Below are 12,503 nucleotides of genomic sequence, written 5' to 3'. Positions count from 1 at the left end.
TCTCGGGGACCGTGTCCGCCTGCCCGGACCTCGGGATTGCATGCGCAATCGGTGGCCGAAAGTGCGCTGCATCACTGAAGATGCGGGCAAACATGGACAATGCGGGTGCTGAAGCGGCGTGATGGCGATCAGAGGCCGGCATCCCGGGCCCCTAGGGCCCGCTCGACCACCGCGGCATCAGGTCCCGCACGCAACCGCGCAGCCATGCGTGGGCCGGGTCGGCGTCGTGGCGCGGGTGCCAGGCCAGGCCCAGGCTCAGCGCCGGGAGGGACAGCGGCACCTCGAAGGTGACCAGGCCGAGGGCGGCGGCCAGGGGCAGACTCCAGGAGCTGACCAGGCCGACCAGGTCGGTGTCGCGCAGGACGAAGAGCGAGGCCGGGAAGGTGCCGATGCTGCCCACCACCCGGCGCTCCAGGCCCAGTTCGGCCAGCGCGTCATCGATCGGGCCGTGCAGCCTGCCGCGCCGCGAGACGATGAGGTGACCGGCCTGCGCGGCGAATCGCTCCGGCGTCAACTCCCCTTCGAGCAGCGGGTGTCCGGCTCGCACGACCCCCACCATCCGGTCCTCGCACAGGGTTTCCACGTGCACCTCGGGCGCGCTCGTGTCGATCATCCCGACCTCCAGGTCGGCGGTGCCCTGGCGCAGGAACGGCGCGTCCACGTGACTCTCCGCGAGGAAGCGGATACGGATGCCGGGGGCCTCCTCGGCCGCGCGGGCGAACAGGGGCGCGCCCAGCGCGGCGGCGATCGCGTCGGGGCCGAGGATCGTGAACGTACGGGAGACCGTGCGCAGGTCGGTGTCGCGCCCCGGCGCGAACAGGGCGCGGGCCCGCTCCACCACCGCGCTCACCTCGGCGCGTACGGCCAGGGCGTGCGGCGTGGGCACCATCCGGCGGCCGGCGCGGACCAGCACCGGGTCACCGAGCGCCTTGCGGATGCGGCCCAGGGTGCGGCTCATCGCCGGTTCGGACAGGTGCAGGCGACGGGCGGCGCCCTGGACGCTCTGTTCCTCCAGGAGGACGTCCAGGGCGAGGAGCAGATTCAGATCGATCCCGGCCGCTGGATCGGCGGAACCGGTGGATTGCGTCATGCGCAACTGTCCCTTGCAAAGGTTGCACTGGAAAGCAGGTCATCGCCGAGCCTACGGTGACAGGGCACCCCACACCACCCACCGAGCTCCCGGGAGGAGCCGTGCCCGCGCACGCCCTGAAACGCCCGACCCTGCTGGCACTGTGCGCCTGCGTGCTGGTCGCACAGAGCATGGTCGCCGCCATCAACCTCCTCATCCCGCAGCTGGCTTCCTCCTCGCTGCACCCCTCGCACAGCGAGGTCCTGTGGACGGTCGACGCCTACGTCATCGCCTTCGCCGGACTCCTCATCCCGGCGGGCGCGCTGGGCGACCGGCACGGCCGCAAGGGCGCCCTGCTCACCGGGCTGGGCCTGTTCGCGGCGGGCGCCGGTACCAGCGCGCTCGCCACCGACCCTGCCGTGCTGATCGCCGGCCGCGGCCTGTCCGGCGCGGGGGCGGCGCTGATCACCCCGGCCACCCTGTCGGTCCTGGTGCACCTGGCCGCCCCGGAGCACCGCGCCCGCACCCTGGCCTCCTGGACCCTGGCGATGGGGCTCGGCGGTGCCGCGGGCAACCTCGGCGGCGGCCTGGTCGGCCAGTTCCTGTCCTGGCGGGCCCTGTTCGCCGCGATGGTCCCGCTGGCCGCGCTCCTCGCCCTCGCGGTGGCCGTGACCACCCCGCGCACGGACCGCGCCGCGCGAAGCAACCTCGACCCCCTCGGCACCCTGCTGCTCACGGCGGGCCTGGTCGCGGTCCTCTTCGGCATCATCGAGGGCCCGGCATACGGCTGGACCTCCGCGCGCATCCTGGGCGCCTTCGCGGCGGGCGCACTGCTGGTCGCAGCCTTCACCGCCCACGCCCTGCGCTCCCCCGCGCCGCTCTTCGACCCCCGCGTCTTCGCCTCGCCCCGGCTGCGCTCGGCCACGCTCGGCACGGCCACCGGCTTCTTCGGCCTCTTCTCCCTCTTCTACGTCAACTCCCAGTACCTGCAAGAGGTCCATGGCTTCGGCGCCGCCCTCACCGGCGTCGCGATCATGCCGCTGACCGTCGGCATGGCACTCGTCCCCAAGCTCGCCGCCCGCTGGGCGGGCCGCCCCCGCCCGGTCGTCGGCGCCGGCCTCGCCCTCATCGGCCTCGGACTGCTCGGCGCGTCCACCGCCGACGCGGGCACCCCGTACCGGACGTGGGCCTGCTGGCTGCTGGTCATCTCGGTCGGCACCGGGCTGTCCATGCCCGCCCTGACCCTCGGCGTCGTCTCCTCGCTCCCGCCCCACCAGGCGGGCCTCGGCTCCGGGCTCGGCACCTCGGCCCGGGAGATCGGCGCGGCCCTCGGCGTCGCGGTCACCGGCACGGTCCTCTCCTCCCACACCCACCTGGCCGACGGCATGGGCCCGGCCCTGCGCACGGTCGCCCTGGTGGTGCTGGCGGCGACGGCGGTCGTGGTGGCCGGGTACGGCGGCCGGAACGGTTCGCACACGATCGCGCCCGGCACGGAACGCGTACTGTCGCGTTCCGGGCGATCCTGATGCCGGCCCCCGCCCTCGATCTGCTGACGCTGCGCTCCGGTCTGTACGCACAAGTCGACGGCACCGGCGGGCTCGTAGCGCCACACCGAGTACGTACGACGGGTCAGCCCGCCGCCGGTCAGCACCCGCATCTGCTGACCGGGCCGCACGTCGAGACCGGCGAGGGCGTCGCCCTCGATACGCAGCCGGCGCACACGGGCGGCGATCGGGTCGGCGGCCGTGACGGTCCCGAGGGTGGGGCGAAGCCAACGGCGCTCCCCCAGGGCGCGCGGCTGCCGGAGGCGGTACGGCAGGTGCTCGTGCGGGAGGTGGGCTGGGAGCGGCGGGCGGTCCTCACCGAACCGTTCTGGGCGCCGGGCAGGCGCTACGCGCAGGAGGCGCCGGTCGGGCAGAAGGACGACACCGCTGTGGTGAGCGGTGCGCGGACCCGGTCGGCGGGCAGGCTCTCGGGGCCGCTGGAGCGGATCGCGAACAGCTTGCCGCCCGCGGCGCTGAAGCGGTGGTCGATGACCTGGCGGGCGCCCTTGTCCTTGTCGTCGTAGCGGTACGTCAGCTCGGACCAGCCGTCCCCGGACGTGCGGTCGTGGGCCTCGTAGCCGGGCTGGTGCGAGTAGCCGTAGACGGAGTCGTTCTCGGCCAGGTCCAGGGACTCGGCGGGGCTGGACTCGGACAATTCGAAGATCTGCAGCTGACGGCCGTCGGACGGGGAGTCGTAGTACACCACCATGGCCTTCTCGCCCTGCTTCTGCCTGCGTTTCCAGCCCTCGGGGACGTCGAGGGTGTAGCCGACGGGGTCGTGGGCGAGGCGGTAGCCCTTGGGGGCCGACGGGGACCGGAGCGTCGATTCCGAGGCGGTCGACGCGGGCGGTGAGGTCCTGCGGGCCGAGTCGGAGACGCCGGTGCCGGGCCCCGGGCCGGACCGCGCGCCGGTTCCGTCGCCACCGTGATCGCGGCCGAGGTACCAGACCCCCAGGAAGGAGCCCGCCGCGACCAGGACCATCACGGTGACCAGGACGGCCAGGCGGCCGGTGGCACGCCGGGGCGCGGAGGGCGGCGGGGCGTAGGCGGGCGTGACCGGTGGTGGCGTCCAGGCCGGTGGCGCGGGTGGCTGGGCCGGCGGCGGGAAGGGGGCCGCGGGTCCGCCGGCGTGGTGGCCGGACGATGCCCACGGGTGCGGCGGCGGGGGCACGGGGTCCTCGCGGCGACGGTCGGCCGCCCGGTCCGCCCACGGCGGGGGCGACTGGGCGGTCTGGGTCTGCGCCGACGCCCACGGCGGTGCGGGGTCCGGCTCACCGGCGGCCCAGGGCGCCTGGCCTCTCTCCTCGCCCGGCTCGTGCTCCGGCCCGTCCTGACTGCTGCGTCCACCCATCGCGAATCCCCCGAATCACCGGACAAGTGCGCTGCTCCGACGGTAGCGGCGAAAACGGGCGCGGGCCCCCTTCCGGAAGAAACCGGAAGGGGGCCCGTACGGGAGAACGCGCGCGGCTCAGATGAGGCCGAGGCCGCGGACCGCCTCGCGCTCCTCCTCGAGCTCCTTGACGGAGGCGTCGATGCGGGCGCGGGAGAACTCGTTGATGTCCAGGCCCTGGACGATCTCGTACTTGCCGTCCTTGGTGGTGACCGGGAAGGAGGAGATCAGGCCCTCGGGGACGCCGTAGGAGCCGTCCGAGGGGATGCCCATGGAGGTCCAGTCGCCGTCCGCCGTGCCGTTGACCCAGGTGTACACGTGGTCGATGGCGGCGTTGGCGGCGGAGGCGGCCGACGAGGCACCGCGCGCCTCGATGATCGCGGCACCGCGCTTGGCGACGGTCGGGATGAAGTCCTCGGCCAGCCACTTCTCGTCGCCCACGACCTCGGCGGCGTTCTTGCCGGCGACCGTGGCGTGGAAGATGTCCGGGTACTGGGTGGCCGAGTGGTTGCCCCAGATGGTCAGGCGCTTGATGTCGGCGACCGTGCTGCCCGTCTTCTTGGCGAGCTGGGTCAGCGCGCGGTTGTGGTCGAGGCGGGTCATCGCGGTGAAGCGCTCCGCCGGTACGTCCGGGGCGGCGGCCTGGGCGATCAGCGCGTTGGTGTTGGCCGGGTTGCCTACGACGAGGACCTTGATGTCGTCCGCGGCGTGGTCGTTGATGGCCTTGCCCTGCGGCTTGAAGATGCCGCCGTTGGCGGACAGCAGGTCGCCGCGCTCCATGCCCTTGGTGCGGGGCCGGGCGCCGACGAGCAGGGCCACGTTGGCGCCGTCGAAGGCCACGTTCGGGTCGTCGGTGATGTCGATGCCCTGGAGGAGCGGGAACGCGCAGTCGTCCAGCTCCATGGCCGTGCCCTCGGCGGCCTTGAGCGCCGGCGTGATCTCCAGCAGACGCAGCTTGACCGGCACGTCCGCGCCGAGCAGCTGGCCGGAGGCGATGCGGAAGAGCAGGGCGTAACCGATCTGGCCGGCCGCGCCGGTGACGGTGACGTTCACGGGAGTGCGGGTCATGGCGTTCTCCGTATGACAGCTGGCGGTGGGGCGTCCCTGCCCCGGGTGGGACGTGCAAATGATCGATCTCTTGGTATCAAGAGAGATCCAGCGGTCAGGCTATCGCGCATCCGGGATCACGAACGGCCGGGGCTCGTGTGGCCCACCCCACAAGTCGCCGTGCCGCGTGCCGCTGCCGCCGCGTGGAACCGAAAAGGCGGCCGCCTGTCCGGGAGAGGAGGAACAGAGACGGCCGCCGATCGGGGGACCGTGGCCGGACTCCCGTGGGGGTACGGTTCGCGTGCCCAGAATTCCGGCGGCCATGCGTGCCACCCTGATTCTTTTCTTCCGGACTGCCCGGACTACTTCGTGCAGCCCCGCCGCCCCGACGTCAGCGTCACGCACGCCTTCACCTCGGAGGCGTCGGGTACGGCCGTCATCGGGGTGTAGGCGATCGTGTCCCCGTTCCGCGCGACGGTCCCGGTCTCGTGGTGCGCCCCCGCGCTCACCCGCACCGTGTCCCCCGGCGCGGCCCCGGTGATGCGCCCCCACGCCGCCCGGCACGTCCTGCTGTAGCGGACCTCGACGACGGTGGTGCCCACGGCGGCGGTCTTGACGGTGCTGACGAGGTCGCCGCTGCACCCCATGCTCTCCGCGTCCTTGCCGGTGCAGTCGCCGCCCGCGCACTTCACGCCCGGGGGCAGGTCGTGGCGGGTGGTGGCGGACGGGGAGGGCGACCGGGCCGCGCCCTCGGCGCCCTTGCCGCCGCCGTCGGTGAGGAAGAAGACGGCGGCGACGACGGTGAGCGCGGCGAGGGCGCCCGCGACGAACATCGTCAGCCGTCGTCTGCCCTCCGAGGGGCTTTCGGGCCGCCGCGGGGGCTCCCCGTGCGGGCCCGGCGCCGCCCTGCCGTTCGGGACGCGGCCGTTCCCGGCGGCCTCCCGAGCGTCCGCGTCCGGGGCCGTCGGCTGGGGCGGGATCGTGGGCGACACGCCCGCGGGACCCGCGATGCCCGGGGTCACGGTCGCGCTGCCGCCGAAGCGGGCGGCCCTGGTCGCGCCGGCCCCGGTCGCCGCGGGGGGCCCGAACTCCCCGAGCGCGGCCCGCGCCTGGGAGATCCGACTCGCCTCCATGGTCATGTCGTGGCGCATCTCCGAGCGGCTCCAGGCGCGCTCGGCCAGCTCCCACATGGTGGTCAGATGACCGAGATCGGTGCCCGTCACCTCGGCCAGCGCGACGACCGCGCCCTTGGGTGCGAGGAGCCGGCCGCCCAGGTAACGCTCCCAGGACGTCTTGCTGTAGCCCGTTCGGTCGGCCAGCGCCGCGATGCTCAGTCCGCTGCGGTCCACCAGCCGCCGCAACTGCCCCGAGAACTCCTTCACCTGCGGATCGAGCTCGTCCGGCAAGGCTTTCCAACGAGGCATCGGTTCCCCCCTCTTCCCCGGTCGGTGCCACTCGTCCCACGCCGCCCCCACGGCGCGGGCCCCCTCCAGTCCCCGTTCTGGCTACCCACAGGGATGCGCTCATTCCGGGGCGCAGTGCCCGAGCGGGGGGCGCACGGGTGCATCGGGCCGTCGGGCACACACCGCCGCACGCCGTGGGCAGCGCGGCCCGCCGGACCGTCCGATTGGACACGTTAGCCCGGTTGTATGACTACTTCGCGGCATATCCCCGAAGTAGTCACAAGTGGTCACGCAAGTGGTCACGCAAGTGGTCGCTCGAAGCAGGGCAGCCGGGAACGGGGTGACCTAGTGGGTCAGAGTGAAGTGCAGCGTGTCCTTCAGGAAGGGGATCACCAGCAGCGGGTGGGGCTGGGCCATCAGCGCCAGGAGGACGATCGCCAGGCCGAGCACGCCGTAGGTGACTATGTCGGTGAAGCGGGAGCGGACCGCGAGCATGCCGACGCCGGGCAGGACCCAGCGCAGCGCGGCGCCCGCCAGCAGGGCCGAGCCGACCATCAGGGTGCCCAGCCGGAACATGTCGAACGCGGTCAGCAGCAGGCCGAGCGCGACCACGGCGGTGACGGCGATCATCGGCCACTGCCGGGCCGGCGCCGGCGCGTCACCGGAGGCGGCCCGGCCGCCGCCCTCCGGCCGCGCGGTGTCCCGGGTGAACAGCGGGAAGCGGCGCGTGACCCGCTTCGGCCGCCCCTCGGCGTCGGGCGCGCTGATCGCGTCCCGGACGGTCGGCTCCACGCCCTCGCGGGCGTCACCGGTCCCGCGGGCGTCCTGGGTGTCGCCGGACCCGCGGGTGTCCTGGGTGTCCTGGATGTCCTCAGCCGGCACTGCGCTCCGCCGCCTCGACCACGTTGACGAGCAGCTGCGCCCGGGTCATCGGGCCCACGCCGCCCGGGTTCGGGGAGATCCAGCCGGCCACCTCGGCGACCCCGGGGTGCACATCGCCGACGATCTTCCCCTGGGCGTCACGGGAGACGCCGACGTCGAGGACGGCCGCGCCCGGCTTGACGTCCTCGGGCCGGATCAGGTGGCCCACACCGGCGGCCGCGATGATGATGTCGGCCCGCTTCAGGTGCGCCGACAGGTCCCGCGTGCCCGTGTGGCACTGGGTCACCGTGGCGTTCTCGCTGCGTCGGGTGAGCAGCAGCGGCATCGGGCGGCCGATGGTCACACCGCGTCCGACGACCACGACCTCGGCGCCCTTGATCTCCACGCCGTGGCGGCGCAGCAGGGTGAGGATGCCGTTGGGGGTACAGGGCAGCGGGGCCGGCTCGTTGAGGACGAGACGGCCGAGGTTCATCGGGTGCAGGCCGTCCGCGTCCTTGCCCGGGTCCATCAGCTCGAGGACGCGGTTCTCGTCGATGCCCTTGGGCAGCGGCAGCTGGACGATGTAGCCGGTGCAGGCGGGGTCCTCGTTCAGCTCCCGGACGACCGCCTCGATCTCCTCCTGCGTCGCCGTGCCGGGCAGCTCGCGCTGGATGGAGGCGAGGCCGACCTGGGCACAGTCGCGGTGCTTGCCGGCTACGTACTTCTGGCTGCCGGGGTCGTCCCCGACCAGGATCGTGCCGAGGCCGGGCGTGATGCCCTTCTCCTTCAGCGCCGCCACGCGGGCGGTCAGATCGGACTTGATCGCGGCTGCGGTGGCCTTGCCATCGAGAATCTGGGCGGTCATGGTCCCATCCTCGCGGATGACGGCCCCCCTGTTCCAATCCGGGTTCCCATACGGGTTTCGATCCGGGTTCCGATCCTGGTTCCGACCGGGGGTCCCGGGACGCTTCCGGTTACCACCGCCAATGTCCGACCTTGATCGATGATGTTGCACTTGCACAACACATCGCGAATGCGGCTGGACAAGTAAGAGTCCGCTAAAGAACGATGAGTACACAGTGCCGCGGGCAGTACCGGGGGGACGAACCGCATCTGTAGAACTTTCCTCCGCACCGTGCCGCGCGTCGTCCCCGCACTTGACGCAACGGAGGAAACACCGGCCATGAGCTTCGGCGACCCCAACAACCCCTACGGCCCGCCCCAGGGCCAGCAGCCCCCCGGTTACCCGCCCCAGCAGCCGCCGCAGGGCCAGCCGGGCTACGGCTACCCGTCCGCTCCCCCCGTGCAGCCCGGCTACGGCTACCCCGCCGCCCCGCCGGTCCCGCAGGGCTACGGCTACGGCGCTCCGATGGAGATGCCGGGCCTGATCAAGACCGCCCGGGTGCTGCTGTTCATCCTGGCCGGCCTCCAGATCCTGGTGGGCCTGGGCCTCGGCATCGCGGCCGGTGCCGCGCAGGACACCTCCAACACCTTCGGCTCGGGTGACGACACCAGCACGGCCACCGGTGTCCTCATCGTGTTCGCCCTGCTGATGCTGGCCCTGGGCGCCCTGTCGATCTTCCTGGGCGTGAAGTTCAAGAACGGCGGCAGCGGGATCCGTATCACGACGATCGTGTACGCGTCCCTGATGCTGCTCGGCAGCCTGGTCAACATCGTGAAGGGCGCGGGCGGTTCGGGTACCTTCGGCGGCATCGTCTCCCTCGCCATGGCCGGCATCATCCTCGCCTCGATGGTGAACAGCGCGGCCTCGGCGTGGTTCAACCGCCCGAGGTTCTGAACCCGGCGGACCACCGGCACACACCAAGGGCCGTGTCCCACCCCGCGTGAGGGGGGACACGGCCCTGGCGCGTCACCGGACGAGGGTCCGGATCAGTGATCAGTGATCAGTGGAAGAAGTGGCGCGTGCCGGTGAAGTACATCGTCACGCCCGCCTTCCGCGCGGCCTCCACGACCAGCTCGTCGCGGACCGAACCGCCGGGCTGCACCACGGCCTTGACGCCGGCCTCGGTCAGGATCTCCAGGCCGTCCGGGAAGGGGAAGAACGCGTCGGAGGCGGCGTACGAGCCCTGGGCGCGCTCGGCGCCGGCCCGCTCGACGGCCAGCTTCGCGGAGTCGACCCGGTTGACCTGGCCCATGCCGACACCGACCGAGGCGCCGTCCTTGGCGAGCAGGATGGCGTTGGACTTCACGGCCCGGCACGCCTTCCAGGCGAAGGCGAGCTCCCTCAGCTCCTCGGCGTCGAGCGCCTCGCCGGTGGCGAGCGTCCAGTTGGCCGGGTCGTCGCCCTCGGCCTGGAGGCGGTCCGTCACCTGGAGCAGCGCGCCGCCGTCGATGGGCTTGACCTCGGCGGGGTGGGAGGGCGCGGCCGGGGCCTTGAGCACCCGGATGTTCTTCTTCTTGGCGAGGGCTTCGAGGGCCCCCTCCTCGTAGTCCGGCGCGACGATGACCTCGGTGAAGATCTCGGCGACCTGCTCCGCCAGCTCCTTGGACACCGGGCGGTTGACCGCGATCACACCGCCGAACGCGGACAGCGGGTCGCAGGCGTGCGCCTTGCGGTGCGCCTCGGCGACGTCCGCGCCGATCGCGATGCCGCAGGGGTTGGCGTGCTTGATGATCGCGACGCAGGGCTCGTCGTGGTCGTACGCGGCACGGCGGGCGGCGTCCGTGTCCGTGTAGTTGTTGTACGACATCTCCTTGCCGTGCAGCTGCTCGGCCTCGGCGAGACTGGTGCCCCCCGCGGCGGAGCCGCTGATGGATGCGGTGTCGACGTAGAGCGCGGCGGGCTGGTGCGGGTTCTCGCCGTAGCGGAGGGTGCTCTTGCGCTCCAGGGTGGCGCCGAGGAAGTCGGGGAACTGCGAGTCGTCGAGGGGCGCGTAGGAGCTCGCGAACCAGCTCGCGACCGCGATGTCGTACTCGGCCGTGTGCCGGAAGGCCTCGGCGGCCAGCCGCTTGCGGGTGGCGAGGTCGAAGCCGCCGTCCGCGGCCGCGGCGAGCACGTCCGCGTACCGGGCGGGGCTGGTGACCACGGCGACCGACGGGTGGTTCTTGGCGGCGGCGCGGACCATCGACGGGCCGCCGATGTCGATCTGCTCGACGCACTCGTCGGGCGAGGCACCGGAGGCGACGGTCTCGCGGAAGGGGTAGAGGTTGACGACGACGAGGTCGAACGGCTCCACGCCCAGCTCGGCGAGCTGCTCGCGGTGGCTGTCGAGGCGGAGGTCGGCGAGGATGCCCGCGTGGACCCTGGGGTGCAGGGTCTTGACCCGGCCGTCGAGGCACTCGGGGAAGCCGGTGAGCTCCTCGACCTTGGTGACGGGGACGCCGGCACCGGCGATGCGCCCGGCGGTGGAACCGGTCGAGACCAGCTCGACACCGGCCTCGTGCAGCCCGCGGGCCAGCTCCTCCAGGCCGGTCTTGTCGTAGACGCTGACGAGCGCCCTGCGAAGGGGCCGCTTGTTGCTCTCGGCGGTCACTGGATAACTACCTTTCGTCCCTCGATGCGATGGCCGTTGCGGGCGATCCGCCCCACGACCTCGACGAGCAGTCTTCGCTCGACTTCTTTGATGCGCTCGTGCAGAGCGCTCTCGTCGTCCTCGTCCCGGACCTCGACGACGCCCTGGGCGATGATCGGTCCGGTGTCGACGCCGTCGTCGACGAAGTGGACGGTGCAGCCGGTGACCTTGGCGCCGTACGCGAGCGCGTCCCGCACGCCGTGGGCTCCCGGGAAACTGGGCAGCAGGGCGGGATGGGTGTTCACGAACCGCCCGCCGAACCGCGCGAGGAACTCCTTGCCCACGATCTTCATGAACCCCGCGGAGACGACGAGGTCGGGCCGGTACGCGGCGACGGCCTCGGTGAGGGCCACGTCCCACTCGGCCCGGCTCGCGTGGTCCTTGACCTTGCACACGAAGGTGGGGAGCCCGGCCCGCTCGGCGCGGGCGAGCCCTTCGACGCCCTCCCGGTCCGCACCGACGGCCACGACCTCGGCGCCGTAGGCCTCGGGGCCGACCCGGTCGATCTCGTCCAGCAGCGCCTGGAGATTGGTGCCGGATCCGGAGACCAGCACGACGAGGCGCTTGGCCACGGGCTTGGCGGCCACGGTGAGGCCCTTTCTCGGGGAAGCGGTTGTACGGGCGGCTTGTCCATTCATACGAATGCTTCGCGCCCCGTGATACGGGGAAGTCTACGAACCGGCCGACCGCCAGCAACGATACCGGCACCCGGGACAACCCCCACGGGACGGGGGCTCGGCCGGAAGGTAGCGTCTGGGGGAGCTGGCCGGGAACGCGGCCGTCGCGCGACGCGTTCCCTTCAGTGAAGCCCACTTCGGACAGCCGTGTTCATCTATCGGACAGCCGTATTCATCTAGGGGAAGACGCTCACTTGATGCCGGACCGCAGTCTGCGACTCCTCACGTTCCCCCCGCAGCCGGAACAGGGAAGGGAGCGGGGCTCCGTGCTGCTGCGGGAGCGGCCCGCCTCACCGCCCGACGCGCCCTCGGGCCGCCCGGACGGCCAGGGCAAGGACGACGCGCCGACGGACGACAACCCCTTCGCCCCACCGCCGGAGGGCACACCGGACCGTCCCTGGCGGCCCCGCCACCCCTCGGGCTCCGAGGGGTCACCGGGCTCCGGCGACGGGGGCCGCTCCCCGTGGGGCAGCCAGTGGAGCGACCGCCAGCCCGGCCGCTCCCCCGGCGGCTTCGGCGAGCGCCCCGGCGGCCGCCCCGAGGGTCCGGACGGCGGCCCCGGCCCCAACCTGCGCTGGGACCCCACCGACCCCGCCCAGCGCCGCGCCCGTTACGCGCTGCTGTGCGGCATGTGGGCCTTCTTCTTCGCCCTGTTCAGCTGGCCGTACGTGGCCCTGCTGCTCGGCGCCCTCGCCCTCTACTGGGGCATCAGCGCCCTGCGCGCCAAGCCCCGCAGGCCCGACCCGGACACCCCGGCCCCGCAGACCGGCGGCCGCCCCCAGACCACGGCGGCGATCAGCGGCCTGGTCACCGGCTCCCTGGCCCTGGCCCTCGTGGCGGCCACCTTCACGGCCCAGCTGGCCTACCGCGACTACTACACGTGCGTGAACGACTCCCTCACCAACGAGGCCAAGCAGAGCTGCCAGCAGTTGCTGCCGCACGAGCTGCGGCCGCTGCTGGGGAACGACGGCTGACGGGG

General features: G+C 72.7%; 11 protein-coding genes. 3 read left to right on the top strand and 8 right to left on the bottom strand.

What is annotated here, in order from left to right:
- Positions 1-151 precede the first annotated feature (151 nt).
- Complete coding sequence (locus ACFY01_RS37555) at positions 152-1,090, bottom strand: LysR family transcriptional regulator (protein WP_390740253.1); 939 nt, start codon at positions 1,088-1,090, stop codon at positions 152-154.
- A 101-nt stretch (positions 1,091-1,191) separates the two neighbouring features.
- Between ACFY01_RS37555 and ACFY01_RS37550 the strand changes: the two genes are divergently transcribed.
- A complete protein-coding gene (locus tag ACFY01_RS37550; RefSeq protein WP_390740252.1) occupies positions 1,192-2,595 on the top strand; it encodes an MFS transporter in 1,404 nt (467 codons plus the stop codon).
- Between the two features lie 364 nt (positions 2,596-2,959).
- Here the strand turns inward: ACFY01_RS37550 and ACFY01_RS37545 are convergent, their stop codons facing one another.
- From ACFY01_RS37545 to ACFY01_RS37525, 5 genes are all read right to left on the bottom strand, one after another.
- Positions 2,960-3,964 (bottom strand): hypothetical protein, encoded by a 1,005-nt coding sequence (locus ACFY01_RS37545; RefSeq protein WP_390740251.1) that lies wholly within the window; start codon positions 3,962-3,964, stop codon positions 2,960-2,962.
- Between the two features lie 117 nt (positions 3,965-4,081).
- Entirely contained in the window at positions 4,082-5,071 is a 990-nt protein-coding gene (locus tag ACFY01_RS37540) for a malate dehydrogenase (protein ID WP_390740250.1), read from the bottom strand.
- Positions 5,072-5,412: 341 nt separating this feature from the next.
- Complete coding sequence (locus ACFY01_RS37535) at positions 5,413-6,474, bottom strand: helix-turn-helix domain-containing protein (protein ID WP_390740249.1); 1,062 nt, start codon at positions 6,472-6,474, stop codon at positions 5,413-5,415.
- A 324-nt stretch (positions 6,475-6,798) separates the two neighbouring features.
- On the bottom strand, positions 6,799-7,245 hold the full coding sequence (locus ACFY01_RS37530) for a DUF3017 domain-containing protein (protein ID WP_390740316.1): 447 nt from the start codon (positions 7,243-7,245) through the stop codon (positions 6,799-6,801).
- Between the two features lie 79 nt (positions 7,246-7,324).
- Entirely contained in the window at positions 7,325-8,179 is an 855-nt protein-coding gene (locus ACFY01_RS37525) for a bifunctional methylenetetrahydrofolate dehydrogenase/methenyltetrahydrofolate cyclohydrolase (protein WP_390740248.1), read from the bottom strand.
- Between the two features lie 318 nt (positions 8,180-8,497).
- On the opposite strand from ACFY01_RS37525, the gene ACFY01_RS37520 reads away from it, so the two are divergent.
- Positions 8,498-9,112 (top strand): hypothetical protein, encoded by a 615-nt coding sequence (locus tag ACFY01_RS37520; RefSeq protein ID WP_390740247.1) that lies wholly within the window; start codon positions 8,498-8,500, stop codon positions 9,110-9,112.
- A 106-nt stretch (positions 9,113-9,218) separates the two neighbouring features.
- Here the strand turns inward: ACFY01_RS37520 and purH are convergent, their stop codons facing one another.
- Together purH and purN are read right to left on the bottom strand one after the other, a co-directional pair.
- The gene (gene purH / locus ACFY01_RS37515) at positions 9,219-10,808 is read right to left on the bottom strand and encodes a bifunctional phosphoribosylaminoimidazolecarboxamide formyltransferase/IMP cyclohydrolase (RefSeq protein WP_390740246.1); all 1,590 of its coding nucleotides are present in this window, start codon (positions 10,806-10,808) and stop codon (positions 9,219-9,221) included.
- Entirely contained in the window at positions 10,805-11,434 is a 630-nt protein-coding gene (gene purN / locus ACFY01_RS37510; RefSeq protein WP_390740245.1) for a phosphoribosylglycinamide formyltransferase, read from the bottom strand. Before purN ends, purH begins: the two co-directional genes overlap by 4 nt.
- Positions 11,435-11,721: 287 nt before the next feature.
- On the opposite strand from purN, the gene ACFY01_RS37505 reads away from it, so the two are divergent.
- Entirely contained in the window at positions 11,722-12,498 is a 777-nt protein-coding gene (locus tag ACFY01_RS37505) for a hypothetical protein (RefSeq protein WP_390740244.1), read from the top strand.
- Positions 12,499-12,503 lie beyond the last annotated feature (5 nt).

This window comes from Streptomyces sp. NPDC001480 (assembly GCF_042894725.1).
Lineage (GTDB): Bacteria > Actinomycetota > Actinomycetes > Streptomycetales > Streptomycetaceae > Streptomyces.
This window is presented reverse-complemented; position numbering and strand designations above follow the sequence as displayed.